The sequence below is a fragment of the Massilia suwonensis genome, assembly GCF_042655665.1.
Lineage (GTDB): Bacteria > Pseudomonadota > Gammaproteobacteria > Burkholderiales > Burkholderiaceae_D > Telluria > Telluria suwonensis.
Window position 1 is genome coordinate 2,076,269 of sequence record NZ_JBHSMR010000013.1, and the last position, 26,442, is coordinate 2,102,710.

22 protein-coding genes are annotated in these 26,442 nt (G+C 67.2%); 11 read left to right on the forward strand and 11 right to left on the reverse strand.

Features of this window, described 5'->3' with window-relative positions:
- The first annotated feature begins 33 nt into the window (after positions 1-33).
- From ACFPQ5_RS17430 to ACFPQ5_RS17440, 3 genes are all read left to right on the forward strand, one after another.
- Positions 34-1,785: an ABC transporter ATP-binding protein gene (locus tag ACFPQ5_RS17430; RefSeq protein ID WP_379758477.1), complete on the forward strand. Its 1,752-nt coding sequence runs from the start codon at positions 34-36 to the stop codon at positions 1,783-1,785.
- Positions 1,772-3,562, forward strand: a complete 1,791-nt coding sequence (locus ACFPQ5_RS17435; RefSeq protein ID WP_379758480.1) for an ABC transporter ATP-binding protein — start codon at positions 1,772-1,774, stop codon at positions 3,560-3,562. The genes ACFPQ5_RS17430 and ACFPQ5_RS17435 overlap by 14 nt, the downstream gene beginning before the upstream one ends.
- A 229-nt stretch (positions 3,563-3,791) precedes the next feature.
- Entirely contained in the window at positions 3,792-5,825 is a 2,034-nt protein-coding gene (locus ACFPQ5_RS17440; RefSeq protein ID WP_379758483.1) for a tetratricopeptide repeat-containing diguanylate cyclase, read from the forward strand.
- Between the two features lie 66 nt (positions 5,826-5,891).
- Here ACFPQ5_RS17440 and ACFPQ5_RS24795 read toward each other — a convergent pair whose 3' ends face one another.
- The 8 genes from ACFPQ5_RS24795 to ACFPQ5_RS17475 all read right to left on the reverse strand — a co-directional run bounded on the left by ACFPQ5_RS24795 (position 5,892) and on the right by ACFPQ5_RS17475 (position 15,083).
- Positions 5,892-6,425: an REP-associated tyrosine transposase gene (locus tag ACFPQ5_RS24795; protein ID WP_417568522.1), complete on the reverse strand. Its 534-nt coding sequence runs from the start codon at positions 6,423-6,425 to the stop codon at positions 5,892-5,894.
- Between the two features lie 131 nt (positions 6,426-6,556).
- The gene (locus ACFPQ5_RS17445; protein WP_379758486.1) at positions 6,557-6,802 is read right to left on the reverse strand and encodes a hypothetical protein; all 246 of its coding nucleotides are present in this window, start codon (positions 6,800-6,802) and stop codon (positions 6,557-6,559) included.
- Complete coding sequence (locus ACFPQ5_RS17450) at positions 6,799-7,152, reverse strand: hypothetical protein (protein ID WP_379758489.1); 354 nt, start codon at positions 7,150-7,152, stop codon at positions 6,799-6,801. The genes ACFPQ5_RS17445 and ACFPQ5_RS17450 overlap by 4 nt, the downstream gene beginning before the upstream one ends.
- Before the next feature lie 50 nt (positions 7,153-7,202).
- On the reverse strand, positions 7,203-7,898 hold the full coding sequence (locus ACFPQ5_RS17455; RefSeq protein WP_379758492.1) for a hypothetical protein: 696 nt from the start codon (positions 7,896-7,898) through the stop codon (positions 7,203-7,205).
- A 117-nt stretch (positions 7,899-8,015) separates the two neighbouring features.
- Complete coding sequence (locus tag ACFPQ5_RS17460; protein WP_379758495.1) at positions 8,016-11,654, reverse strand: tubulin-like doman-containing protein; 3,639 nt, start codon at positions 11,652-11,654, stop codon at positions 8,016-8,018.
- A gap of 22 nt (positions 11,655-11,676) precedes the next feature.
- The gene (locus ACFPQ5_RS17465; protein WP_379758499.1) at positions 11,677-12,102 is read right to left on the reverse strand and encodes a hypothetical protein; all 426 of its coding nucleotides are present in this window, start codon (positions 12,100-12,102) and stop codon (positions 11,677-11,679) included.
- A gap of 18 nt (positions 12,103-12,120) precedes the next feature.
- On the reverse strand, positions 12,121-13,602 hold the full coding sequence (locus tag ACFPQ5_RS17470) for a hypothetical protein (protein WP_379758501.1): 1,482 nt from the start codon (positions 13,600-13,602) through the stop codon (positions 12,121-12,123).
- Positions 13,602-15,083, reverse strand: a complete 1,482-nt coding sequence (locus ACFPQ5_RS17475) for a hypothetical protein (protein ID WP_379758504.1) — start codon at positions 15,081-15,083, stop codon at positions 13,602-13,604. Before ACFPQ5_RS17475 ends, ACFPQ5_RS17470 begins: the two co-directional genes overlap by 1 nt.
- A 217-nt stretch (positions 15,084-15,300) precedes the next feature.
- On the opposite strand from ACFPQ5_RS17475, the gene ACFPQ5_RS17480 reads away from it, so the two are divergent.
- From ACFPQ5_RS17480 to ACFPQ5_RS17490, 3 genes are all read left to right on the forward strand, one after another.
- Positions 15,301-16,347, forward strand: a complete 1,047-nt coding sequence (locus ACFPQ5_RS17480; RefSeq protein ID WP_379760147.1) for a M29 family metallopeptidase — start codon at positions 15,301-15,303, stop codon at positions 16,345-16,347.
- A gap of 78 nt (positions 16,348-16,425) precedes the next feature.
- Positions 16,426-17,643, forward strand: coding sequence for a sensor histidine kinase (locus ACFPQ5_RS17485; RefSeq protein ID WP_379758507.1), 1,218 nt, complete (start codon positions 16,426-16,428; stop codon positions 17,641-17,643).
- Positions 17,630-18,469, forward strand: coding sequence for a phytanoyl-CoA dioxygenase family protein (locus tag ACFPQ5_RS17490; RefSeq protein ID WP_379758510.1), 840 nt, complete (start codon positions 17,630-17,632; stop codon positions 18,467-18,469). The genes ACFPQ5_RS17485 and ACFPQ5_RS17490 overlap by 14 nt, the downstream gene beginning before the upstream one ends.
- Positions 18,470-18,570: 101 nt before the next feature.
- On the opposite strand, the gene ACFPQ5_RS17495 is transcribed toward ACFPQ5_RS17490, so the two are convergent.
- Positions 18,571-18,960 (reverse strand): response regulator, encoded by a 390-nt coding sequence (locus ACFPQ5_RS17495; RefSeq protein WP_379758513.1) that lies wholly within the window; start codon positions 18,958-18,960, stop codon positions 18,571-18,573.
- 247 nt (positions 18,961-19,207) lie between these two features.
- On the opposite strand from ACFPQ5_RS17495, the gene ACFPQ5_RS17500 reads away from it, so the two are divergent.
- Positions 19,208-20,707 (forward strand): DUF4331 domain-containing protein, encoded by a 1,500-nt coding sequence (locus tag ACFPQ5_RS17500; protein ID WP_379758516.1) that lies wholly within the window; start codon positions 19,208-19,210, stop codon positions 20,705-20,707.
- A 28-nt stretch (positions 20,708-20,735) separates the two neighbouring features.
- Here the strand turns inward: ACFPQ5_RS17500 and ACFPQ5_RS17505 are convergent, their stop codons facing one another.
- Positions 20,736-21,437, reverse strand: a complete 702-nt coding sequence (locus tag ACFPQ5_RS17505; protein WP_379758519.1) for an anti-sigma factor — start codon at positions 21,435-21,437, stop codon at positions 20,736-20,738.
- Positions 21,434-22,018: a sigma-70 family RNA polymerase sigma factor gene (locus tag ACFPQ5_RS17510; protein ID WP_379758522.1), complete on the reverse strand. Its 585-nt coding sequence runs from the start codon at positions 22,016-22,018 to the stop codon at positions 21,434-21,436. Before ACFPQ5_RS17510 ends, ACFPQ5_RS17505 begins: the two co-directional genes overlap by 4 nt.
- 245 nt (positions 22,019-22,263) lie before the next feature.
- Between ACFPQ5_RS17510 and ACFPQ5_RS17515 the strand changes: the two genes are divergently transcribed.
- The 4 genes from ACFPQ5_RS17515 to ACFPQ5_RS17530 are packed head-to-tail and all read left to right on the forward strand — an operon-like array spanning position 22,264 to position 26,381.
- Positions 22,264-23,760 carry a DUF4331 domain-containing protein gene (locus tag ACFPQ5_RS17515; RefSeq protein ID WP_379758525.1) on the forward strand — a complete coding sequence of 499 codons (1,497 nt, stop codon included), beginning with the start codon at positions 22,264-22,266 and terminating at the stop codon, positions 23,758-23,760.
- Between the two features lie 11 nt (positions 23,761-23,771).
- The gene (locus ACFPQ5_RS17520; RefSeq protein WP_379758528.1) at positions 23,772-24,029 is read left to right on the forward strand and encodes a hypothetical protein; all 258 of its coding nucleotides are present in this window, start codon (positions 23,772-23,774) and stop codon (positions 24,027-24,029) included.
- Between the two features lie 55 nt (positions 24,030-24,084).
- Complete coding sequence (locus ACFPQ5_RS17525; protein WP_379758531.1) at positions 24,085-25,257, forward strand: tetratricopeptide repeat protein; 1,173 nt, start codon at positions 24,085-24,087, stop codon at positions 25,255-25,257.
- Positions 25,254-26,381 carry a HupE/UreJ family protein gene (locus tag ACFPQ5_RS17530; RefSeq protein WP_379758534.1) on the forward strand — a complete coding sequence of 376 codons (1,128 nt, stop codon included), beginning with the start codon at positions 25,254-25,256 and terminating at the stop codon, positions 26,379-26,381. The genes ACFPQ5_RS17525 and ACFPQ5_RS17530 overlap by 4 nt, the downstream gene beginning before the upstream one ends.
- Positions 26,382-26,442 lie beyond the last annotated feature (61 nt).

Genomic DNA, 26,442 nt, shown 5'->3' on the forward strand with positions numbered 1-26,442 from the left:
TGTCCCGCGCGGGCGCCAACGCAAGGAATCGTAATGAGTTTAGCGAGCCTGGTCGGCGGCTTTGTGCTGCGCCACTGGAAAGCCTATGCATCGTCGGGCGTGATGCTGATCGGCGTCGCCATCTGCACCGTCTGGATACCGCGCAAGGTCGGCGCCATGATCGACGGCCTGGCTGCGCACTCCCTTTCCAGCCAGGACCTGACCGTCGGCATCCTGCAGCTGCTCGCACTGGGCGTGGCGATCTACGTCCTGCGCGTGAGCTGGCGCATCCGCCTGTATTCGGCCGCCTACCGTCTCGGCGTCGAACTGCGCACGCGTTTATATGCGCGCCTGTCGAACCAGGGCCCGGCCTTCTACCAGAAGCAGCGCACCGGCGACCTGATGGCGCTGGCCACCAACGACATCGACGCCATCGAAATGGCCGCCGGCGAAGCGATGCTGGCCGGCTTCGACGGCACGCTGACGCTGGTCATGGTGCTGGGCGTGATGCTGCTCGGCGTCGACTACCGCCTGGCCCTGATCGCACTGCTGCCCTTCCCGCTCATGGGCCTGGCCTTCTGGTACATCTCGCGCCATATCCACACGGCGGAAACGGATTCCTTGAAACGCTTTTCGGCGCTGAACGACCACGTGCAGGAGTCGCTGTCCGGCGTGCGTACCGTGCGCGCTCTGGGCCTGGAAGCGCGCAGCAGCCAGCAGTTTTCCGAACTGGCCGGCAAGGCGGCCGATGCCAGCCTGAGTGCGCAGAAATGGGAAGCGGCCTACGAGCCGGCCGTCGGCCTGACCCTCACCGCGGCGAGCACCTTAACCCTTGGATTGGGCGGCTACCTTGTCTGGCATAACCAGCTCACCATCGGCGCCTTGACCAGTTTTACGATGTACCTCGGCCAGCTGATCTGGCCGATGTTCGCGGCCGGCTGGGTGCTGTCCCTGATCGAACGCGGACGGGCAGGCCTGGCGCGCCTGCAGCCGATGCTGGACGCGCCGCTGACCGTGGAAGACGAAGGCACGCTGACCCAAATCGAAGACGGCCCGCTGGTGCTGCGCGATGTGCGTTTCAGCTATGGCGGCGCGGAGCGTCCTGCGCTCGATGGCGTCTCGGTGGCGCTGCGCCCGGGGATGACGCTCGGCCTGGTCGGCCCGACCGGTTCCGGCAAGTCGACGCTGCTGCGCGTGCTGCTGCGCCAGGCGACGCCGCAGGCGGGCACGGTGACCTGGGGCGGCCACCCGCTCGACAGCTATCAACTCTCGGCGCTGCGCGCCGCCACCAGCTGGGTACCGCAGGAATCCTTCCTGTTCTCGGCCAGCATCGCCGAGAACATCGCCCTGGCCCGCCCCGGCGCCAGCCGCAAGGAAGTCGAGGAAGCGGCCGACATGGCGGCCATCCACGACGACATCCTGCGCTTCCCGCAGGGCTACGACACGCCGGTGGGCGAAAAGGGCATCACGCTCTCGGGCGGCCAGCGCCAGCGCGTGGCGATCGCCCGTTCGCTGCTGGCCGAGAGCTCGCTGCTGCTGCTGGACGACGCCCTGTCCGCGGTCGACACCGGCACCGAGACGCGCATCCTCGAACATTTGGCCGAACTGCGCGCCGCGCGCCCCGAACTCACCGCCATCATCGCCAGCCACCGCCTGTCGGCCGTCGTGAATGCCGACCTGATCGTCGTGCTGAAGGACGGCCGCATCGTCGAATCGGGCGACCACGACGCCCTCATCGCTTTGGACGGCTGGTATGCCAGCCAGTGGCGCTACCAACAACTGGAGGCCAGCCTTGACGCAGCCTGATGTAAAAGAAAAAGCCGGCCGCGCCCAGGTCACGCAGGCCGCCTCCCTGCTGCGCCGCGCCGCCTGGCCGGACCGCAGGCAACTGGTGCTGGCGACCCTGTGGCTGATGCTGTCGGCCTTCCTGGAGGTGATCGGCCCGATCCTCGGCAAAGCCCTGATCGACGAGCACCTGGTGCCGCGTCACGCCGACTGGACGCGCATGGCCCTGCTGCTGGGCGGCGTGCTGGTGACCGGCTGGGCCGCAAGCTGGCTGCGCTACCTGCAGCTGATCCGCCTGTCCGGCATGGCGATGCGCTCGGTGCGGCGCCTGCGCGAATGGGTGTACGGCCACGTGATGCGCCTGCCGATGGCCTTTTTCGATCGCGCCATCACGGGTCAACTGGTCAGCCGCGTGACCAACGACACCGAAGCGGTCAAGACCCTGTACATCCAGGTGCTGTTCGTGCTGCTCGATTCGACCATCGTCCTGGTCGGCACCATGATCGCCATGGCCTGGCTCGACTGGCGCCTGATGCTGATCGTGCTGGCCCTGCTGCCGGCGGTCCTGATCATCGTCTGGCTCTACCAGCGCCTGTCGGCGCCGGCGGTGACGCGTGCGCGCGCCCTGCGCAGCGACATCAACGGCCAGATGGCCGAATCGATCGGCGGCATGACCGTGCTCCAGGCCAGCAACGCCGCCGGCCGCTTCGGCGAGCGCTTCGCCTCCACCAACGACAAGCACTACCACGCGCGCCTGTCCGAACTGAAGGCCAACGCGTTTCTCTTGCGCCCGGCACTGGACCTGCTGAACGTGATCCTGCTGGCGGTCGTCATCTTCAGCTTCGGCCAGCGCAGCATCGGCGCCGTCGAAGTCGGCATCCTGTACGCCTTCATCAGCTACATCGCGCGCGTGGTCGAGCCTCTCATCCAGATCACGATGCAGTTCAGCGGCCTGCAGCAGGCGGTGGTCGCGACCGCACGTGTGGCCGGCCTGCTGGACGAAGCCGGCGCCGCCGAACACTTGTCTGGCCGTGCGGCCGGATCACGCCTGGAAGCGCGTCCCGACGCCCCCGCCGTGCGCGTGCGCGACCTGAGTTTCGCGTATGTGCCGGGCCAGAACGTCCTGCACGACATCAACCTCGACATCCCCCAAGGCGCCTTCTTCGGCATCGTCGGCCACACCGGCAGCGGCAAGTCCACCTTGTTGTCGCTGCTGCTGCGCTACTACCCGGCCGAAAACGGCCGCATCGAGATCTGCGGCGAACCGATCGCCGGCATCGACAACGAACGCTTCCGCAACGAAGTCGGCCTGGTGCCGCAGGATCCCTTCATCCTGGCGGCATCGGCGCGCGAGAACATCGACATGGGGCGGGGGCTGTCGCTCGACCGCATCGAAGCCGCTGCCCGCGCAGCGCATGCGCATGACTTCATCGCGGCGCTGGAACAGGGGTACGAGACTTCGCTGGGCGAAGGCGGCTCGCGTTTGTCGTCGGGCCAGAAGCAGCTGATCGCGATCGCCCGCGCGCTCGCCGGCGAGCCGCGCATCCTGTTATTGGACGAAGCGACCTCGCGCATCGACAGCGCGACCGAGCAGATCGTGCAGGAGGCGCTGGACGAGTTGCGCGGGCATGTGACGATCATCGCGATTGCGCATCGGCTCTCCACCATTCGGGATGCGGACCGGATCGTGGTGCTGAATCATGGGCGGATTACGGAATCCGGCGCGCATGAGGAGCTGATGCGGATCGAGGGGGGCTTGTATCAGCGCTTGTATTTGTTGCAGCAGTTGGCGGTGTAAGCAAAAAGGACGCATATGTAGTTGAACGGGCAATAATTGAACGCCAACATTGCCCTTTCGACGTGGCATTTTTGCGATACCTGGTCAAAAAAAACGATGTTTCTGTCTTGCAACAAGAATATAATGACAGATGGGCGCGCGTACGTACGCGATACCGACCACCCCATCGAGGACATCTATGCCGGCAGCACGCAAGACCAGACAGCCACGCCGTCGCAGCGCGACGCTAGTGGCCTCGTTGTTGCTGGCGGCGCCCCTGCTGGCGGCCTCCCCTGCCTGGGCCGACGCCACGCCGAGCCTGACCGAGCGCCTGGCCGACATCCGCGAAATCAACCGTTTCACGCCTGAACGTGCTCTGCCGATGCTGCTCAAGATCGAGGCGGAGGCGCGTGCCGCTTCGGTCGAAGAGACGGGCGAGATGCTGGCGCAGCTGTGCGTCGCCTACCAGAAGGTGGGCAAGCAGGAACTGGCGCTGGCCACCTGCGACGAGCTGATCGCCTTCGGCCGCGCGCACAAGGACAATGGCGCGCTGGCCAAGGGCCTGGTGCGCAAGGGCTACATCAAATACGACCAGAACGACCTGGTGGCATCGCATGACCTGGTCTGGGAAGCGGAGCGCCTCGCGAATACGACCGACGACGTCGAACTGCGCGTGCGCGTCGGCGTGTCGGCCGCCGAGTCCTTCGCCGAGGACGGCAACTTCCCGCATGCGCTGGAGAAGATGCAGGCGACGCTGGCCTATACGCGCCAGCATGGCGGGCCGGTCCACCTGGTCATCGTGCTCAATTCGCTGGCGCGCCTGTACCGCCAGATGCGCGAGTACGACAAGGGCTTCGAGGCGCTCGACGAGGCGCTGGTCGCGGCCGAGAAGGCGAATTCGCCGGGCCGCCTGGCGACCCTGAAAGGCACCGAATACGGCCTGGCGGTCGAATCCGGGCAGCTGGAACGCGCGCTGAAGGCGCAGACGGCGGCCCTGGCGCTCGAGCGTCAGATCGGCGCGCACGCGATGGCCGCGCGCTCGCTGATCAACCTGTCGGATTGCTACCTGCGCATGCGCGACTACGCACACGCGGCGGCCTATGCAAACCAGGCGATTGCGGCGTCGGCAGCCATCAATTACGAAAACGGCGTGGCGACGGCCCGCATCAACCTGGGCCAGGCCTATCTGGCCACAGGCCGCCTGGCCGAGGGCAAGCGCAGCTTCGAGGCGGGCCTGGCGTCCTACGAAAAAAGCGGCGACAAGCCCGAACTGCAGACCGTGCTGGCCGAATACGGCGAGGCGCTGGAGCGCGCGGGCGATTATGCCGGTGCGGTCAAGGCTTATCACCGCGAACGCGGCCTGTCGAACGAGCTGTTCGAGAAGCGGCGCCAGAAGGCGATGCTCGAGCTGCAGCAAAAATACGACGCCGACAAGAAGCAGCGCCAGATCGAACTGCTGGAGCGCGAGAACCAGGTCAAGTCGGTCGAGATCGACAACCGCCGCCTGCAGCAGCGCGTCTGGTGGCTGCTGGCCGTGGTGTTCGCGCTGGCCTCGGTCGTGGTCGGCCTCCTGTACCGCAAGGTGCGCCATGCGAATGCGCAGCTGTACCTGAAGAACCAGGAGCTGAAGCAGCAGAGCGTGCGCGACCCCTTGACGGGCCTGTACAACCGCCGCCACTTCCAGGACTTCATGCGCAATCACCGCGCCGACGAGAAGCGCGGCGCCGGCACCTCGGGCGAGGAGATGGTCAGCGCGCTGTTCCTGATGGACGTCGACCACTTCAAGCACATCAACGACACCTGGGGCCACGGCGCCGGCGACGCGGTGCTGATCAGGATCGCCGAGAGCCTGCGCGAGATCCTGCGCGAGACCGACATGATCGTGCGCTGGGGCGGCGAGGAGTTTCTCGCCTTCCTGCCGGCGATCCCGAAGAGCGGCCTGGACGAAGTGGCGCGCCGCCTGCTGAACGGCATCAGCGAGACCAGCATCGAGTTCCAGGGCACGACGCTGAACGTCAACGTTTCGATCGGCTACGCGCCCTACCCGCTGGCGCCGGGCGGCAAGCCGCTGCCGTGGGAGCGCGCGGTCAACCTGGTCGACATGGCGCTGTACATGGCCAAGGGGCATGGACGCAACCGCGCGTATGGCGTGCGCGGGTTTGCGAACTTCGGGAAGACCTCGATGGAAGAGATCGAGCAGAACCTGGAGCAGGCCTGGCGCGCGGGGTTTGTCGAGATGGCGATCGTGACGGGCGGGTATCCGGATTTACGCGCTAGTGCGTAGGGTGGACGGGTCTCCCGTCCACGCGTTCAACGGTCGCACGACCCTTCGCAAACGCATTTCATCCGCTTATTCCCACCACAATCCCATCTCCGCAGGCCCGGCCCAATCCGACGGATATAGCCCCTCCCGCACATACCTGCTGAAACTCGAATACGGCCACAACGATGCATGTGGCACATGCCCATGCTTTACCGGGTTGATGTGTATGTAATCGATATGCCTCTCGAAGTCCGCCTCATCCCTGATCTGATGCTCCCAGAACCGCCGTTGCCAGATAGCCGATTCACCTCGTCGCTTCATGCAAGTCGACATGAGCTCGGAGCCGGCTCGATCACGGCAAACGTATGAGACATGGTGCTTAATTTCCCGCCAACGTTGCGAAAAATTGTTATCGCCATCAGGCAAGGTCCAGATACAGTGAAGATGGTCGGGGAGCTGAACCCAGGCGTCGATCGTAAAGGGCCGTCGTGCCCGCACCGCGCAGATCGCTTGACGCGTTGCACTTAATACGTCAGCTTCGCACAGGATAGGACGTCGCCGCCATGCGACGAGCGTGAAGAAGAAGGTGGTGCCTGCGCGGGCGCGACGAAATCGGGACATCGCGTGATCGTAATGCGGCAGATGTCGCGCACGTTAATCCGGCGAGACGGCGAATGAGGTCGATCAAATGCTGGCAGACGGCGCGGCGACGCAGATGTCTGTTGAACGCGTGGACGGGTGACCCGTCCACCCTACAGCGACTTGCCTCGCAGGCGTTGCGGTTCGCCCTTCCATGCGACGACGGCGACGAACAGTGCGGCCGCGATGCAGCTCCAGCAGACCGTGACGAACTGGCCGTAAGGCGCCAGTAGTACCGGGCCGCCGATCAGTGCGGCCAGGAAGATGCCGTACACGACCCAGCCTTGCCAGACGAGCGGCAGGCCCCATCCCCAGCCGCGCGCTGCGGGACGCACGGGGAACCAGTACTGTTTTGTCATCGCGCCGCGTCCTGCATCTTCTCGCCGGCCTGCTCGACCTTCTCGCCGACCTTGCCGGTCGCCTTCTGCAATCCACGGCCGGCTTCCTCGGTCGCGTCCTTGATCTTTTCGCGCGCTTCCTCGGTGCGTTCGGCGAGCTGGCGCCGTTCTTCCTCGGCGCGTTCGGCCAGTTTTTTCGCGGCCTCGTCCGCCTTTTCCAGCGGGGCGCGCAGTTCGCGGGCGACCTTGTCGCCGGCTTCGTCGACGGCCTTGCCGGCCTTTTGCGCCGGGCCCATGCCGTCTTCCTCGCGCGTGCAGCCGGCCGCCAGGGCCAGGACCAGCAGCGCAGTGAACATGCTCGTCGTCTTCATGCTTTGCTCCTGTGATCGTGTTTGCAACAGCATACACCCGGCGGCACCGCTCAGCGCGTTACCTCATCAGCGCGGCGGTGTTCTGGCGCGCGGGTGTCGATCTCATCTTTCATGGCGCGTGTCTCGTCGTCCTCGCCCCAGCGCTTGGTGAACGCGCGCAGCCTTGTGCGGGCACGCTCGTAGGAGGATGAGGCCATGGCCGCCGCGATGCCCGGTTTCGCCTCGCGCCAGGCCTTGTCGCGCTGGCGCTTGCGGGTGCAGGCGGCGCTGGCCTCGTTGAGCGCCTTCTGCACCTTCTGCAGCTGCTCGGGCGTGGCCTTGGTCTTGCGCAGGGCGATCAGTTCGCTCTGGGCGTCGCGCGCCTTGCACTCGGCCGCCAGCGCGATCGCCTTGTCCATCTGGGCTTCGATGCGGCGGTTCGAGGGTTTCGCGATCAGCCAGATCGCCCACAGCGCGGCCAGCGCCAGCAGCCACCAGCGCAGGCGCACCGGCTCGCGCTTGGGCGGCGGCGTGCCGGTCGTGGGACCACTGCGTGGCGGCGGCGGTGGCGGTGGAACCGGCGGCGGTGGCGGTGGAGCCGGCCGCGGCGGCGGTGGCGGCACCTGTGGAGCCGCTGTCGGCGGCGCGGCCGGCGCAGGCGCCTGCGCGGCGACTGGCTGAACCGGCTCCGCCGGAACGTCGACACGCGCTGGCGTGGGCGCAACCGGCGGCTGCACCGGCGCCGCCGCCGGCGGCACATGCGTCACACGCTCCCCCTGCGGAGCTCCGCAATACGGACAGAACTTCACCCGGCGCGGCAGGCTGTGCCCGCACGCGGCCTGGATGCAGCGGACCATGGCGTCGTCTTGCAAAACCGTCCCCCGCTATTTCGGATCCGGAACGCCGTCGTCCGGATCGGGTATCGATGGCGACTCGGCTACGCCGGCAAGGCCGGGAATGTCGGCTACCGTCCCCCACTTGCCGGTCTTCGGGTCCTGCGCCATGTTCCAGGCGCGCGTGCCGAGGTCGATCTCGCCGCGCGCCAGCTGCCGCGCCACCTCGTCGAGCGCGAACGGCCCGCGCTGGGCGCCCGCCACGAACAATTTATAGCGCTCGCTCGAGGACGCGGGCAGCGGATCGGGAATCGGCACCGTGGTCGAGCCCAGGCCGCGCACCTCCAGCGCCGCTGCGGCGCGCGCCTCGCTGGCCAGGATCTCGGGCTTGACGATGCGCTTGTCGATCGGGCGCTCGACTTCCCAGCTGTAGGCGTCGTGGGCCGAATCGGGCACGACTTCGGTCCAGACCGCGATCGCCGCCAGCGCCGCGTCCACGGCGGCGTTGGAAAGCGTCGGATCGAGCGACTGTGCGCGGCGCAACCAGGCCTCGAACAGGCGGCGCGCCGTGATGTTCGGCAGCGACGGCGACGGCAGCTGGGCGCCGGTTTCGTCCATCTCGAGGCGCGGCTCGTACACGCGCAGCTGGTAGTGGCGCATCAGCGCGGCCAGCAGCAGCAACTGGTGCGGACCCAGTCCCGTCAGACGGTTGCGCACGGCGGCGATCACCTGCTCGCGGTAATACGGCGGCAGGCCGTTCGAGCGGATCGCATACTCGTTCCCGATCTGCAGCCATTCGCCCGAACCCGGTTCGACCTCGAACAGGTATTGCCCGCGCGGCTGGAAGGCGGCTTCGCGGTCGCCCATGTCTCCCTTGCGGCGAATGACGCCGAGCGCGATCGCCTGCAGGAACCACTCGTAATCGTCGGCCAGGCGATTCAGCTCGTCCATCGAGGGCGAGATCGGGTGGCGGAAACGGGTCGAGTCGAAGTGCAGGTGGGTCGGGATCTTCGGGTTCTCGATCTGGTACGAGGCGCGCCAGGTCGGCAGGCCGCGCAGGATCGTCATCGGGAAGCCCGACAGCTCGATGTAGCAGACCGCGCGCCCCGGAATGCCGGTGTTCACCACCGAGACCAGGTCGCCGTGAAAATACCCGGTCGGCACGGCGGCTCGGATCTCCGCTTCCATCCGGCGCCAGGCCGCTACGTCGCCGACGCCGATGAAGCACTTGAACTGGTCGGCATTCGGCGTGAACTCGGCCGAGAAGCGCGCGTTCACCCAGGGCATGGCACTGCGAATCCATTCGGCGAAGACGCGCTGGCGTTCCTGCGGTGTCATCGCATTCAGACGCTCGAGCAGCGGGTCGACGGGTTCGCCCTGCAACTCGCTATTGGACAGCTGGGTCTGCGCGCGCCTGAACAGTTTCAATAACAACTCGGCGCGGGTGCGCTCGTCGCCCAGCTGCGGGAACAGTTTTCCCGAGCCGCCGAATTCGAGCAGCACTTCTTCGCTCCAGGCACTGACGTCGCCGGTCAGGCGCACCGGCGCCGGCTGCAGGTCGCCGGCCAGCTTGATGTAGGTGGCGTGCTCCTGGCGCGCATCCGCGCGCAGCTGGCTGATGCGGCCGTCGACCGCGCGCAGGATGTCCTGCACGTGGCGCCGCCCTTCCTGGAATTCGCCGGCGATGCCGCTCCACTGCGCATTGCCGTATTCGTCGGTCGACTGCGGCTCGCCCAGCCAGGACGACATGCCGCGCATGACCTCGATCGCCTGTCCGGCGCTGACCGCCAGCAGGTGGAAGCGCAGGTAGTCGGCGATGTCGCGCTTTAAGTGGGCCATGACTTCGCGCGCCTGCGCGTCCTTGCCGAACAGGCGGCCGGCCGCCTGCGACAGGTTGTTCAGCGATTCCTCGACCTGGCGCGTCCGCAGCGCATCGCGGATGTCGCGGTAACGGCGGCCATTGCGCTCGGCGTGGGCCAGGTCGCGCTGCTGCAGGCGCGACTTGACCTGTTCCAGCAGCGACAGCACGAATTCGAGCCCGCCCTGCTTGCGGTCGTCGAGCAGCGCATACAGGCGCTCGCGCACCCGCGCCTTCAGGCCATTCGTCAGTTCGATCGTGTGGCGCTTGATGCGGTCTTCGCTGGTCTCGGCGCTGGCGCCAGCTTCGCGGATGGCGTCGCGTTCCAGGTTCGGCAGCAGCTCGGCCACGCGTTCCCTCCACTGCGGCACGTCGAAGGCGGCCATGATGCGGTCCATCTCGAGATTCACCTTGCTCTCGACGCGCTCCAGCAGCGAGCGCCCTTCCTTGTCGCGCAACAGGAGGCCTGTGAGTGCGTATTCCTGGAAGGGCGTGACGTCCACCGTCCCCTTCTTAAAATCGGGGAATTCGTCGAAGGGCAGTTCGCGCATGTCCATGTGCTCGCGCATGAAGCCGTCGCGCTCCTGGTCGCCGGCGCGGCGCGCCAATGCACCGTCGCGCCCGACCAGGCCGAAGAATTCCTTCACCATCAGCGCCGCCAGTTCATACGCCCGGATGTCTTCGCGCAGGCTTTGCTGGGTGTCGAGCACGGACTGGCCGAAAGCCGAATACACCTTCGAGTAGGACAGGCGCATGTCGCCGAAGCGGCTTTCCGGCACGCGCGGGTTGTAGGGGCCAAGCTTGTGCTGCTGCTGGTTGACCGCAACCGAGCGCTTGCGGTTGGCGAAATCGGCCGAGGCGAAATCCTCGAACAGGGTATCGGCCACCATCTGGTAGACGTCCTTCACGTCTTGCGTCGCCTTGTTGGCCAGGTTGGCCGTGTCGACGAAATACACGTCGTCGAAGGGCGCGCCGCGACCCGTGATGCTGTCCGGGTCCATCCATTTTACCTGCGCGTTCATGTCGCGCATGGTGGTCTCCAGCTCCATCATGGTCGCGTAGGCATTCGCCTCGGTGCGCTCCTTGTTGGCCTTGGCGAAACCGGAAGGCATGAACATCACCAGGTCGACCTGGCTGTCGGCCACTTCCTGGCGCGCGATGGCTTTGGCCATCCAGCCCAGGTCGATCGCGCTGCCGGCGCCGGTGCCGCCCGCATTCGAGCCGATGACGACGATGCGGAACTTGGAGGTGTCGACCTGCAGGCCCAGTCTCTGGTAATTCTCCTTGCGCTCGATGCCGGCGTTACTGCCCAGGTAGTTCAGCGCACCCTTGATGCGGCCGCGCAGCTTCGGGTACTTGTCGAACAGGTACAGCCGAGCCACGGCGCGGATCTGCCCTGCGCCTTTCGACGGGTCGATGCCGAGCGAACGCAGTTTTTTCGGACGCAGCGGCATCCACTTCTCGATCAGGGGAAAGCGCGCCAGGCTGTCGTCGGACTCGTGGTATTGAGGGAGATCGAGCGGCTCCACGAGCCGCTCTTCGTCGGTGAGTTTCACCAGTTCGTACCAGGGATCGGTGCGCTGCGACTTGCCCTCGTCGATGACGGCGTTCGAATCGAGGTCGAAGTGGAGGAAGCGCGCCACCGGAAAATCGGCGAGCGATTCGACGCGGGTCGGATGGTGGCGGTTCCAGACGGCCGACAGGATGCGCCGACGGATGCGCATCATGACTTCCATGCCGGTACCTCCGGCGCCGATGAACAGCGTCGGACGCAGGTCGACCTTCAGTTCGGACTTGCGGTTGATCTGGTTTGGGGTGGGGATGTCTGCCATGGCGGTTCCAGTTATTCCAAAATCAACGGCGGCCGATGACGAGCGCTGCGACCAGCGCCACGACGCCGATCACCACCAGCGGCGCGGTGACGCCAAACGTCAGGTACTTGCTCGCGTTGACGACGGCCAGTACGACGGCGGCCGAGATGAAGGCCAGGCCGACGAACAGCATCCAGCCGGCGCTGCCCGCAGTGGACGGCGCCACCCGGCGCACGACCATGTGGTGCACGTAGGCGTTACGCACGAAGAAGTACACGACCAGCAGCACCAGGAACACGGCGCCGCCGATCATCACGTCGCGTGTGGAGGTGTCGGTGGCGGGCGGCAGCGCGCCGGGCACCACCTCCACCGGACCGGTAGCCGTTTCGGGCGTGGTCTTCGGCCGTGGGTCGTCGGGCGCGGCTTTGTCTGCGGGGAGCTTGAATCCGGGATCGGTCTGGGCTTGCATCGTGTTTTATCCTTGAAATCAGCGGCCGAGCCGGACCTGCGCACCTTCGCGCAGGTCGATCAGCTGGTGGCCGAACAGGGTGGTCTTCAGGCGCGCGACTTCGTTGCCCGCCTTGTCGTAAATCGGTTGCACCGTGCCGGTGCGCGCATGCATGGTGCGCTGCTCGTCCTCGACCGTCACCAGCGCGCGGCGCGGACGCATCCAGGCATAAGCCGCCGCTGCGCCTGCCGCCAGCAGCGCCAGCAGGGCGCCGCCCGCGGCCAGCAGCGGGCCGGAGCCGTAATGCACGCGCACTTCGATCGGCAGCACGGCGGTCGACGCCTGCACCTGCGCGGGCGGCGTAAAAATGTCGGGCAGCGGATCGCCGGGGAACAGTTCGCGCATGCGCTCGCGGAAGCCGCCGGAAAGCGCAAGCTGCTGGTCCGCCAGGTGCACTTCGATCGTCCCCGGCAGCACATAGGCCGAGCCGGCAGCCTTGAAGGCTTCCATCGACCATTTGCCGGGCAGTTGCGCCACCGGCAGCTGCAGGGTCGATCCCAGCGGCTGCGGTTTGCCTGGCGCCAGCGCGGCGACCCGCGTGCTGCCCAGCGTGACGGGACGGTTCTCGCCGCCCAGCTTCGAGCGCGCGCTCAGGTTCGCGCTGACGATGGTGTACGGGTACATCGTGTTCTCGAGATGCCAGGCTATCTTCGCATTCGGCGAACGCGCATCCGGTGCCACGTCGGCGCGCAGCACGCCGTTCTGGCCCATGGCGAAGCTGACGCCTGGTGCGTTCTCGACCTTGCGCGGCACCAGGCGCACCGTATCGCGATCCAGCGGTTTCAAACGCGCAGGCGGTTCGGTGATGATGCGGCGCACCGCGCCCGCTGCCAGCAGCTGGTCCAGCGCGCGCGCCCCGCCCTCGCCGATGGCGAAGGCGTACACCATCAGGCCGTTGGCGCTGTAGTGCTGTCCCTTTACCGGCATGCGCAGCGGGAAGGCGAGCGCGGTGCGGATCTTGTCGCCCTGGTGGATCAGCCCGTAGAACTCGCGGTTGCGCTGGGCGGTCGCCTGGTCGTTGTTCGGGCTGTTGCGGTTGTTGGTCACAAGCCAGACGATGCCGTCGCGGCCGCCCAGCGCCTGGGTCATGGCGGCGCCGACGGCTTCGCCGAGATCGGTATCGGCCAGCGCGCCGCCGGCCTTGCGCGCGGTGTCGAGGTCCGCCAGTGCGCGCGACACTGCCGTGCGCGCGCCCTTGTCGACCGTGGTCGAGACCAGCGCGCGCGGCGACGGCGCGTTCGGCTGCGACTGATTGAATGCGGCCAGCACCAGGGCGTCGCCCGGCTGCGTGACGCTGAGCGCCAGTTCGGTCACCAGCGGCTTGAATTGCGATTGCGGGTCGCTGTAGAACGGCTCCATCCAGCCCGAGTTCTGCACGAGGAAGACGTGCGGCGTGGCGCCGGCCACGGCCGCGGCGCACAGCAGCAGGAACAGCGCGAGGATGCGGAGGAAGGCCACCATCACGTCACGGCTTCCAGGCGCCAGCCGCGCACCGCGTTCCAGTCCGGATGGTGCAGCCACAGGGCGCCGGCGTACACGAAGGGCACGCATTCGAGCGGCCGCGCCAGGCGCGCGACTTCGTCGAGGATCAGGTTGCGCTTGCCGATCCATTCGATCGTCGTGCGCGCGATCGTGCGGCCGGCCAGCGCTTCCTCGGCGCGTCCGGTGTAGGCGTGGAAGCGCAGCACCAGTCCGCTCGGCTGGCTGCGGTTGTTGTTAAAACTGCGCAGCAGCGGCAGCACCAGGGTGTCGTCCTGCGCCGCGTCTTCGACGTGCTCGGCCGACCAGGGTTGATCCAGCACCGGATGGCCGCGCCGGAACAGGAAGTTGGCAAAACCCAGGCGGCCGCCGTCGATCGGTTCGACCTGCGGATTCTCGGCGCCCAGTTCGAGGAAGGAATAGGCCTGGCCGTCGTGCCCGATGTGCCACAGGCGGCCGTCGCGGCTTTGCGTGGGACCGCCGAAATCGAGCTTCGGGGTCCAGCCGCGCGGCCACGGCGTCCAGCGCGGCGCTTCGCCCGGACGCCAGACCAGTTGCCCTTGCGGGTGCAGCCAGAACAGGCGGTTGTCGTAGCCGATCGGCCGCATCCAGCCCGAGGTGGGCGCATCCGGGCATTCCCAGGTGGTGCCGTTGACGAAGTCGAGCTGGGCGTCGAGCAGGGTCAGCACGCCGTCCTCGACATACAGGCAGCCGACCTGGCGCCGCATCACGCCGGGACTCGAGGCCAGGCGGCCCTCGAACAATACTTCGAGGCGGTAGCTTTCGTTGACCGGATTGATCCACAGGCGCGACAGGCCGCTGTCGAGCGGCACGATGCCGACTTCGCCGCGCGCCGGATTCAGCGCGGGCAGCCAGTTGTAGCTGCCGCTATTGAAGCGCAGCTCGCTGCCGGCTTCCTCGGCGCCCATCACGTGCCAGAGCTGGGCCAGCGGGTCCCAGTACTGCAGCACGCCGCGCGCCGGGGCCAGCGCCAGCAATCTCTGTTCGGGAAAGCCGTAGCTGCCGGCGATGAAGACGCAATGGGCGTTCGGCGGCGCCGGCATCGACAGCTCCGCGCGGTTCACAAACGGCGCGGCGGTCCGCCCCTCCAGGCGGTCGCCCAGGGCCAGCGAGGTGACCGGCAAGCCGTGCGGCACGTGGCGCGGCAGGGCCTGGTCGCTGGCGGCGCCCCACCAGTCGGGCTGGTGCTGAACGCGGCCTTGCAGGCGTTCGAGCGGCGCGCCGCAGGTCGGGCAAAAGCTGAAACCCTCCGGGTAGATGCCGGCGTGGGTGCAGGCGGTCGGGAGCGAAGCGCCCAGCAGATGGGCGACATCGGGCAGCCGGCCGCGCGCATGCGCCTGCCAGTCGATCGGCCCCAGGCCTTGCGTGGCCTGGAGCGCGAACTGTCCGCTTGCCTCGTCTTCCAGCCAGGTGCTGGTAGGCGTGTCCCATCGTGTTGCCATCGTGCTGCGCCGCTCCCGGAAGTAAGTGAGATATGCATGCCGCCCGGGTACCGCGGGGCGTCATTGCTGTCTAAATCATAACTGCCCCGGCTCTTGCGCGGCGCGCCGTTCGCCCGGTAGCGCCAGCCGGCACCGCCGGGCTCGGATAACGCGCCATCGGGGCGGGAACGGATATGAAAACCGTATAATGGCGGGTCCATCCGTGCCCTCCTCCGCCATGACCGCTTCCGCCCTCGCCCCCACGCCCGACCTGCCCGCGCAGGCCGTCGACGCCGCCGCCGACCACCTGAAAAACATCCTCGGCGTCGCCATCGAACACGGCCCGGACCAGCGCGCGCTGGTGGTCTACGACACCCGCACGGGCCTGGCGCGCGCATTGGTGCAAGCCTACCGGCGCAACCTGCCGCAAGCCGACTTCCTCGACTTCGACGAGGTCGCTCCAGGCGAGGTGCTGGCGCGCTTCCACCAGCTGGCGCCGAAGGACCTGGTGGTGCTGGTCCAGTCGACCAACTTCAGGCTGGAGGCTTTTCGGATTCGCGTCGAGCTGTTCAAGCTGGGGCTGAAAGTGGTCGAGCACGTGCACCTGTCGCGCATGCCGGGGGCGCAGAGCGAGCATTACATCGAGGCCCTGGCCTATGACCCAAGCTACTTCCGCGGGGTCGGCCGGGCCCTGAAAGCGCGCATCGACGCGGCGCCAGAAGCCCGCGTGTGCGGCGGCGGCGAAACCCTCACCTTCGCATCCAGCTTCGAGCCGGCCAAGCTGAACATCGGCGACTACAGCGAGATGCACAACGTCGGCGGCCAGTTCCCGATCGGCGAAGTGTTTACCGAGGCGCTCGACCTGGAAGCCGTAAACGGCCGCGCCCAGATCCACGTGTTCGGCGACACCAGCTACCGCTCGAACCATCCGCAGGTGCCGGTGACGATCGTCGTCGAGCGCGGGCGCGTGGTGGCGGCCGAGAACGCGACGCCGGAATTCCAGGAAGTGCTCGACATCATCCGGCGCGACGAAGGCGAAGTCTGGGTGCGCGAACTCGGCTTCGGCATGAACCGCGCCTTCAGCCGCGCGCGCCGCGTCGACGACATCGGCACCTACGAGCGCATGTGCGGCATCCACCTGTCGCTGGGCGCCAAGCACGGCGTGTATCCGAAACCCGGTTTCAAGAGAAAGGATGCGCGCTACCACATCGACGTGTTCGTCGTGACGGATGCCGTGTACCTGGGCGAGGAGCGGGTCTACGCGGACGGTGGCTGGACCGTCTGATTTAAGGAATTTGACGAACGCGACGCCAACGTGGCAGGATTGTTAGCTGAACAAACATAATAAATTGTCGGGAATCGAATGAAAGAGCAGCTCTCGAAGCGCGTAGCCGAGATCCAGGCGATCAGCGCCGTGCCGAAAATCCTGGAGACGGTCGCCGCCATGACCGGCCTGCGCTTCGTCTGCATCGCCCACGTTACAGACGACTCCTGGATCGCCTGCGCGGTGCTCGACAGGCTCGATTTCGGCCTCGTGCCGGGCGCCCAGCTCGACGTGACGACCACGCTGTGCGAGGAAGTGCGCGACACCGCGCGCGCCGTGATCATCGACAGCGTGCGTGACAGCGACCAGTACCGCGCTCACCACACGCCGCGCATCTACGGCTTCGAAAGTTATTTTTCGATCCCCATCTTCCGCACCGACGGCAGCTATTTCGGCACCCTGTGCGGGCTCGATCCGGAACCGGCGCGCCTGACCGACAGTACGGTCGCCGCGACGATGCACCTGTTCGCCGAACTGGTCTCGAAGCAGCTCGACGCCGACACCGAGCTGGTTGCCGCGCGCGCCGAACTGCTGGGCGAGCGCGAAACGGCGGAATTGCGCGAGCAGTTCATCGCCGTCCTGGGACACGACCTGCGTACCCCGCTCGGCTCGATCCTGCTCGGCACCGAAGTGCTGGCCCTGAAACACCCCGATCCCGCGTCGAAGCCGGTGGTCGAGCGCATCCGCCGCAGCGCCGTGCGCATGGCCGCGCTGGTCGACGACGTGGTCGATTTCACGCGCGGGCGCATGGGCAGCGGCATCACGCTGCGCCTGCGCGACGCCGCCATCGGCGCCACGCTCGAACAGGTGGTCGACGAAATGTGCGGCCTGTACCCGCTGCGCACCATCGAAGCGACGATCGCCCCGGACCTGCGCCTGCGCTGCGATCCCGAACGCATCGCCCAGCTGCTCTCGAACCTGCTCAAGAACGCGCTGGTGCACGGCGGCGAACACACGCCGGTGCGCGTCAGCGCGGCGCTGGACGACGACGAATTCGTGCTGTCGGTCGCCAACGCCGGTCCTGAACTGCCGCGCAGCGTGATCGCCGGCCTGTTCAAGCCCTACTGGCGCGCGGCCTCGCGTTCCGGCAGCGAAGGGCTCGGCCTGGGCCTGTACATCGTCGACCAGATCGCGCGCGCCCATGGCGGCTCGATCGACGTCAGCTCCACGGGCGGCACGACCGCCTTCGTCTTCCGGCTGGGCGCGGCCTTGCCGGACCATCCACCGACCGACCTGCTGACCCATGCTGACTGCTGAACAACGCGCCCGGTACGAACGCGACGGCTTCCTCGTCCTCCCCGGTTTCAAGTCGCCCGACCAGATCGCGGCGCTGCGGGCACGCGCCGAAGCCATCGTCGAGGCCTTCGACCCGAACGAATCGCACGCCATCTTCACCACGCGCGACCAGGAGCGCGCGAGCGACGCCTGGTTTCTCGGCTCGGACAATACTGTCCGCTGCTTCTTCGAAGAGGAAGCCTTCGGGCCGGACGGCCAGCTGCGCCAGGCCAAGGCGCTCTCGATCAACAAGATCGGCCATGCGATGCACGACCTCGATCCGGTGTTCTCCGCATTCACGCGCGACCCGAAACTGGCGGCCGTGGCGCGCGATCTCGGCCTGGAACGGCCGCAGGTCTGGCAGTCGATGTACATCTTCAAGCAGCCGGGCATCGGCGGCGAAGTGCGCTGGCACCAGGACGCGACCTTCTTCGACACCGATCCGATCAGCGTGACTACCTTCTGGTTCGCGCTGGAAGACGCGACGGTGGATAACGGCTGCCTGTGGGCGGAGCCGGGCGGGCATCGCGGCCCCTTGCGCGAACGCTTCCTGCGCGAAGGCGATGCGATCAGGATGGAGAAACTGGATGCGACGCCGTGGCCGGATGACAGCACCGCCGTGCCGCTCGAAGCGGCGGCGGGGACGCTGGTGTGTTTTCACGGGCTGCTGCCGCATTACAGTGCGCCGAACCGGTCGCCGGTATCGCGGCATGCGTTTACCCTGCATGCGACGGATGCAGGGACGATGTATTCGCCGCAGAACTGGATTCAGCGGGATGGCAGTTTGCCGGTGCGTGGGTTTGAATAAGTCGGTATCCGTGCTGGCGCTGTAACGCGTGGAGTCGGGACTCCACCCTACGAATACCATTGAATCGTAGGGTGGAGTCCTGACTCCACGCGTTTACTGACTCACGCAAACCCGCACTGCGCCAGCGCCCGCGTCAGGTCCGCCTTGAACACCCCGTAATCGATCGCCTTCTCGACGAAGTCGCCCGCCCCCAGCATGCGCGTACGCACGCGGTCCACCTCATCGCGCGAACTCGAGAGCACGATGACGGGAACATCGGACAGGAAGGGTTTGGAGGAGATTTCTTTCAGCACTTCGAAGCCGTCCACCTTCGGCAGCTTCAGGTCGAGCAGGACCAGGTCGAAGTCGTGCGCACGGTGCAGCTCGCGCAGCGCTTCTTCTCCGTCCGAAACCACGACGACATCGTGCTCCACGGCGCAGCCCTGCAAGACGCGCCGGGTCAGGGCGACGTCCAGGGGCAAGTCATCGACGATCAGCGCTTTTTTAACCATCCTCCCATCGTACAGGAATACGGCAATGTGTCGAGAATTAACATTGTTGATATTCACTTTCTTTTAGTAATAGCCCGTTGTGACATCGCGACGAAAACGACGACTGTCATAGCCGCACCTTGCAAGCCAAAGGTGTGCATCCGACCCGCCCCGGGCCGCGTATATAGTCATAGACCCGTCACGCGAAAACCGTTCGCCGGGCGGGGCGCAAGCAATCATCAAACGAGCCTGTTTACCGGAGAACGAGATGAGACCAATGCAGAAGTATTCCTTGTGGGCAGCTGCCCTGTTGACGGGAAGCGCGCTGCTTGCGCTGTCCGTGCCGGCCGGCGCCTCGAGCCACCGTGAAGCACCCTTCCTGACCACCGCACCGAAGGTCGACGGTACCGACTTCTACCTGTTCCGCAGCTATGCGCCGGGACGCGCCGGCTATGTGACGATGATCGCGAACTTCATCCCCTTCCAGGACGCCTATGGCGGCCCGAACTTCTTCCAGTTCGACCAGAACGCGCTCTACCAGATCCGCGTCGACAACAACGGCGACGCCAGGGAAGACATCAGCTTCCAGCTGCGCTTCAAGAACACCTCGAAACGCACCGCGCTGAACATCGGCGGCCAGCAGGTCCTGATCCCCCTGATCAACTCCTCGACAATCAGCGGCGTCAATCCGGCCGCGCTGAACGTGCGCGAGACCTACACCATCGACATGGTGCGCAGCAGCCGCCAGGGCCTCACGCGCACGCGGCTGGCCGCGGCCAACGGCGCCACCGAATTCGACAAGCCGGTCGACAACATCGGCGACAAGGTGTTTGGCGGCCCCGGCGGCTACGAAGCCTATGCCAACCAGCACATCTACGATGTCGCCGTGCCGGGCTGCGGCACCGGCCGCGTGTTCGTCGGCCAGCGCCGCGAATCGTTCTACATCGCGGTCGGCAAGATCTTCGACCTGTTCAACCTGAATCCGCTCGGCCCCGAGGCCGGCGGCAACGAGAACGACCTCGACGACAAGAACGTCAGCAGCATCGCACTGGAAATGCCGATCGGCTGCCTCGCCGCCCCGGGCGAACCGGTGATCGGCGCCTACGCGACGGCCAGCGTGCGTCAGGGACGCCTGCTAGACCGCAGTCCGGCTTCGGGCATCAACAACCTCTCCCGTGAAGCCGGTCCCTGGGTGCAGGTATCGCGCCTGGGCATGCCGCTGGTGAACGAAGTCATCATCGGGCTGGACGACAAGGACCGCTTCAACGCCTCCAGGCCGAGGGACGATGCCCAGTTCGCCACCTACGTCACCAATCCGGTGCTGCCGGCGGTGGTCGAGAGCCTGTTCCCGGCAGCCAGGGCGCCGACCAATTTTCCGCGCACCGACCTGGTCACCGTGTTCCTGAAGGGTTTGCCGGGCGTGAACCAGCCCAGGAATGTCGTCGCCTCCGAAATGATGCGCCTGAATACCGGCATCGCGCCGACCGCCCAGGCAGCGCAGAATCCGCTCGGCGTGGCCGGCGGCGACAACGCCGGCTTTCCGAACGGACGCCGCCCGGGCGACGACGTCGTCGACATCGAACTGCGCGTGGCGATGGGCGCGCTGTGCGCACTCAGCGGCAGCGGCGACGCGCTCGGCGTCGGCTGCGGGCCAGGCGATGCTCCGGCCGGCGCCCTGCCCCTGACCGATGGCGTGCGCCTGAACGCCGGCAGCTACAAGGCGGCCTTCCCCTACCTGAACACGCCGCTGCCGGGCAACCAGCCGTGACGCCATGTGCGGCAGGCGCCTGCGGTCCCTACATCAGCCTGACCCAGCCGCCCTTGTAGAGAATCGGCCCGCTCGGCCCGTCCGGGTTGGCCGAACCGCCCTTCGGCTCGAGGCTGACCGCGAGCACTGCGACGTCGGCGCCGATCGCATTTGCGGGCAGCGGCAGGGTCAGTTCGCGCTTCGCTCCGAGCACGCCCAGCGAACGCGGCTTGCCCGCGCGCGGCACCGCCCACAACTGCAAGACCTGCTGCGCCGTCAGCGGCACATCCGCCACCACCTTCACCGTCATCAGCCCGCGCGTGCGGTCGGCCGTCACGACCAGGGCGGGACGCTGCTGCGCATCGAGCAGGCTGGCGATGTCGCTCATGCGCGCCGTGTCGGGACGATCGAGCAGCACCGTCGCCAGCAGCAGCGCGGCCAGCGCGGACGAGGCCAGCCCGAGGGTACGCCACAGCGCCAGCGAACCGTGGCGCCAGAACTGCCAGCGCGGCGCTGCCTGCCAGTGCAGGCGCGCTTCGATCGCGCGCCAGACGCGCCGGTCGGGCGCCACCGGCGGCGCGAATTCGGCCATGGCGCCGAGGCGCTCGCTCCATTCGCGGGTGGTGCGGCGCAGGGCGGCATCGTCCTGCATCAGGCGCTCGAAACGGCGCCGCGCGCCGCCGCGCAGCGTGCCCAGCACGTATTCGGACGCGAGCCGCTCGCGCAGGGCTTCGTTGCCGCGCAGGTTCATGCGGCGCCTCGTGCGCTGAGACAGTCATGCAGGCGCGCCAGGCTGCGCCGGATCCAGGTTTTCACAGTGCCGAGCGGCAGGGTCAATTTATTGGCGACGTCGCTGTACGAGAGGTCGTGGAAAAAGGCCATGCCGATCACTTCGCGGTGCCGTGCTTCGAGCGCCGCCATGCAATCGGCCAGCGCCTGCGCCTCGCTGCTCGTCTGCAGGCGCTCGGCCGGCGTCGCCGCCAGGTCGGCCAGCGAAGCCAGCGCGGCGCTGTCGAGCGCATCGTCCTCGCCCGTGCTGCGTCTGTGCCGCAGGACGTCGAAGGCGCGGTTGCGCACGATCGCCGTCATCCAGGTCATCGGCGCCGACAGCGCGCTCTCGTAGTCGACCGCGTGATGCCAGATCGCGACGAAGCTCTCCTGCAGCACCTCTTCCGCCAGCTCGCGCCGGCCGAGGATGCGCAGCGCCAGGCCGTACAGCCGCGGCGCGCTGGCCTCGTAGAGCGCGCGGAAAGCCAGGCGGTCGCGCCGCGCAGCGCCATGCAGCCAGGCGCGCAATTGCGCCGGATCGGCCTGTGTCGGCGGAGTACTCAATGCAGATCCTTGCATGGATTCATGGCCGTGGCCGAGGTATTAACGCGAAGCAAAATACCATATTTACAGCCGCGCACGCTTGCCATAAAAAATATTGAATCCGATAAGCCCCGGTTCACGTATATGCCCTTACAGCCAGCGCCGAACGCAAGCATTCAATCGCGCGCCACGACTGCAACATACTCAATATCCTCAAATCGCGAACTTAAGCGAAACTTAAACAATACAATTTATCGGAGAGCGAGATGCGACAAGTGCACAAGAAATCCCTATGGACGGCAGCCATTTTGACGGGAACGGCGCTCGCTGCGCTGTCCGGTCCAGCAATTGCTTCGAGTCACCGCGAAGCGCCGTTTTTGACGAATTCACCAAAAGTCGACGGCACCGACTTCTACATGTTCCGCAGCTACGCGCCGGGGCGCAGCGGCTTCGTGACGATGATCGCGAATTTCATTCCCTTCCAGGATCCGCAAGGCGGCCCGAACTTCTACCAGTTCGACCAGAACGCCCTCTACGAAATCCACGTTGACAACAATGGCGACGCCAAGGAAGACATTACCTTTCAGGTGCGCTTCAAGAACACGTCCAAGCGCACCGCCCTCAACATCGGCGGCAAGCAGGTTCTGATCCCCCTGATCAATTCGTCGACCATCAGCGGCGTCAACCCGGCCTCCCTGAACGTGCGCGAGACCTACACCATCGACATGGTCAAGGGCGACCGCCGCAGCGGCACCCGCACCCGCCTGGCCGGCACAAGCGGCGCCACCGAATTCGACAAGCCGGTCGACAACATCGGCGACAAGGTCTTCGGCGGCACGGGCGGCTACGAGACCTACGCCAACCAGCACATCTACGACATCAACGTGCCCGGCTGCGGCACCGGCCGCGTGTTCGTCGGCCAGCGCAAGGAGCCCTTCTATATCGCGGTCGGCAAGATCTTCGACCTGTTCAACCTGAACCCGCTCGGACCTGAAGCGGCCGGCAACAAGAACGACCTGGAGAACAAGAACGTCAGCACGATCGCGCTCGAACTGCCGGTGGGCTGCCTGGCGACCAGCGCCGATCCGGTGATCGGCGCCTATGCCACGGCCAGCGTGCGCCAGGCGCGCCTGGTCAATCCGAACCCGGCCTCAGGCATCAACACCGCCGTCAAGGAAGGCGGCGCCTGGACCCAGGTGTCGCGCCTGGGCATGCCGCTCGTGAACGAAGTCATCATCGGCATGGACGACAAGGACCGCTTCAACACCTCCAAGCCGAAGGACGACGCCCAGTGGGCCAACTACGTCACCAATCCGGTGCTGCCGGCCGTGGTCGAGACCCTGTTCCCATCGGCCAAGGCGCCGACCAACTTCCCGCGTACCGACCTGGTGACCGCCTTCCTGAAGGGGATCCCCGGCGTGAACCAGCCGAAGAACGTGGTCGCCTCCGAGATGCTGCGCCTGAATACCAGCATCGAACCGACCGCCCAGGCGTCGCAGAATCCGCTCGGCGTCGCCGCGGGCGACAATGCCGGTTTCCCGAACGGGCGCCGCCCGGCGGACGACATCGTCGACGTCGAGCTGCGTGTCGCGATGGGCGCGCTGTGCGTGCTGACCGGAGCCAACGATGCGCTCGGCGTCGGCTGCAAGCCGGCCGATGCCCCGGCCGGCGGCCTGTCGCTGACCGACGGCGTGCGCAAGGATGCGAACAGCTTCAAGGCGGCCTTCCCCTACCTGAACACGCCGCTGCCGGGCAACCAGTAAGGAGAGATGCCATGTCTACCTCTCCTTACCTGCGCCTGGCCGCGGCCCTGGGCACGGCCCTGGCACTGAGCGCCTGCGGCGGCAGTCACCACCACGACGGCAAGGACGGCCAGTCCGGCACCGACAAGCCGCCGGTGGCTGCGAACGACTCGTTCTTCGACTACGTGATGGCACGTGTCGGCACGCTGATCGATAACGAGGAACCGGCATCCATCGACGGCGTGACCGAGACCAAGCCCGAGGACACCGAGCCGAAACCGGTCGGCTGATCCGGCGTTTTGCGTGCGGGGCGGCCAGCCGTCCCGCGCGTTTTCTGGAGTACGCATGCTCGGCAAGATCATCGTTTCACTCGCCTGCGCCGCTGCCGTGACGGCCGCCGGCGCGGCGCCTTATATTCCCGCCAGCGGCGCGCAGGTACTCGAACGCCTGCCCGGCGGCCTCGATCCCGCGCGGCGCCAGCTGCAAGGCCTGCGCACGGCCCTCGCCGCCAATCCCCGCAACCTGGACCTGGCAACGGCGCTGGCCCAGCGCTACATCGAACAAAGCCGGCGCGACGGAGACCCGCGCTATCTGGGCTATGCCGAGGCGGCGCTGGCGCCCTGGTGGAGGCAGCCGGAGCCGCCCTCTTCCGTGCTGGTGCTGCGCGCGACGCTGCGCCAGAGCACCCACCAGTTCGGCCCGGCCCTGGCCGACCTCGACACCGTCCTGAAACGCGATAGCGGCAACGCCCAGGCCTGGCTGACGCGCGCCACGGTGCAGCTGGTGACGGGCGACGCGGCAGGCGCGCGCGCCAGCTGCATGCGCCTGTATTCGCGTGCGCCCGAACTGGTGGTGCAGGCCTGCCTGGCCAGCGTGGGCAGCGTCAGCGGCCAGGCCGCGGCCAGCTACGAACGCCTGCTCCAAACGTTTGACTCCCGTGCCGGCAGCCCGGCGCCGCTGCGCGCGTGGGTGGCGACCCTGCTCGGAGAAATGGCCGCGCGCCTGGGCCGGCCGGATGCGACCGAAGCCCACTTCCGCGCAGCGCTCGCCCTCGACCCGCAGGACAGCTACCTGCTGGCCGCCTATGCCGACTTCCTGCTCGAGCGCGGCCGCGCGCCCGAGGTCATCACGCTCCTGAAAGACAAGACCCAGGCCGACGCGCTGCTGCTGCGCCAGGCCATCGCCCTGAAGACGGCGGGCCGGCCCGACGCCGCCCGCGCGACGGCCGAACTGGCGGCGCGCTTCGATGCCGCCATGCTTCGGCGCGACAACGTGCACCAGCGCGAACAGGCGCGCTTCGAACTGGCCGTGCGCGGCGACGCCGCCGCGGCCGTGCGCCTGGCCAAGCTGAATTGGGCAGTGCAGAAGGAACCGGCCGACCTGCGCATCCTCGCGCAGGCGGCCCTGGCCGGCGGCGACGCCGAGGCGCAGGCGCTGGTGCGCGCCTGGCTGAAGAAGAGCCGCATCGAAGACGCAAGCCTTGCCGCAATCGTGGCCCGCTTCGGGAGCGCAGCATGATCGCGCGCTGTCTCCTGCTGGCGATACTGTTCCTCGGCTGCGCCCTGCCCGCGCAGGCGCACAAGGCCAGCGACAGTTACCTCAGCCTTGCCGTGCAGGGCGAACGCATCGAGGGCCAGTGGGACATCGCCCTGCGCGACCTCGAGATGGCCGTCGGGCTCGACGCCGACGGCGACGCGGCGATTACCTGGGACGAAGTGCGGACACGCCACGAGGCGATCGCCGCCTACGCCCTGGCGCGCCTGCATTTGTCCAGCGAGGGCGCGGCCTGCCCGCTGCGCGTGACCGGGCACCTGGTCGACACCCATACCGACGGCGCCTATGCGGTGCTGCGCCTGCAAGGCGCGTGTGCGAAGCCGGTCGCGGCGCTGGGCGTCGATTACGGCCTGCTGTTCGACATCGACCCGCAGCACAAGGGCCTGCTGCGCCTGACCCACGGCGCCGCGACCAGCACGGCCATCTTCGCGCCCGACGCGTCCAGCCAGATGCTGCAGCTGGCCGCGCCCTCGCGCTGGCGCCAGTTCGCCGACTACGTGCGCCACGGCGTCTGGCACATCTGGATCGGCTTCGACCACATCCTGTTCCTGGTGTCGCTGCTGCTGCCGGCGGTGCTGGTGCGCGACGGCGGCCACTGGCGCGAACGCGAGACGCTGCGCGCCTCCATCGTCGACGTGCTGAAGATCGTCACCGCCTTTACGCTGGCGCACTCGCTGACACTGAGTTTGGCCGCGCTGGGCGCCCTGAGCCTGCCCTCGCGCCTGGTCGAATCGGCGATCGCGGCCTCGGTGATGCTGGCGGCCCTGAACAACCTGTGGCCGCTGGCGCACCGCTGGCGCGCGCTGGTCGCCTTCGGCTTCGGCCTGATCCACGGCTTCGGCTTCGCCAGCGTGCTGGCCGACCTCGGGCTGCCGCAAGGCGCCTTGGTGCTGTCGCTGGTCGGCTTCAACGTCGGCGTCGAACTGGGCCAGCTGGCGATCGTCGCCGCCTTCCTGCCGCTGGCCTACCTGCTGCGGCGCGGCGCGTTCTACCGGCGCGTGGTGCTGGGCGGCGGCTCGGCCCTGATCGCGCTGCTGGCCATGGTGTGGCTGGCCGAGCGCGCGCTCGACCTGAAACTGCTGGCCTGAGCTCCTGGCGCCCCTGCCAGCCGGCCCATCCGTGTGGCATATGCATCATGTATCAGGATTT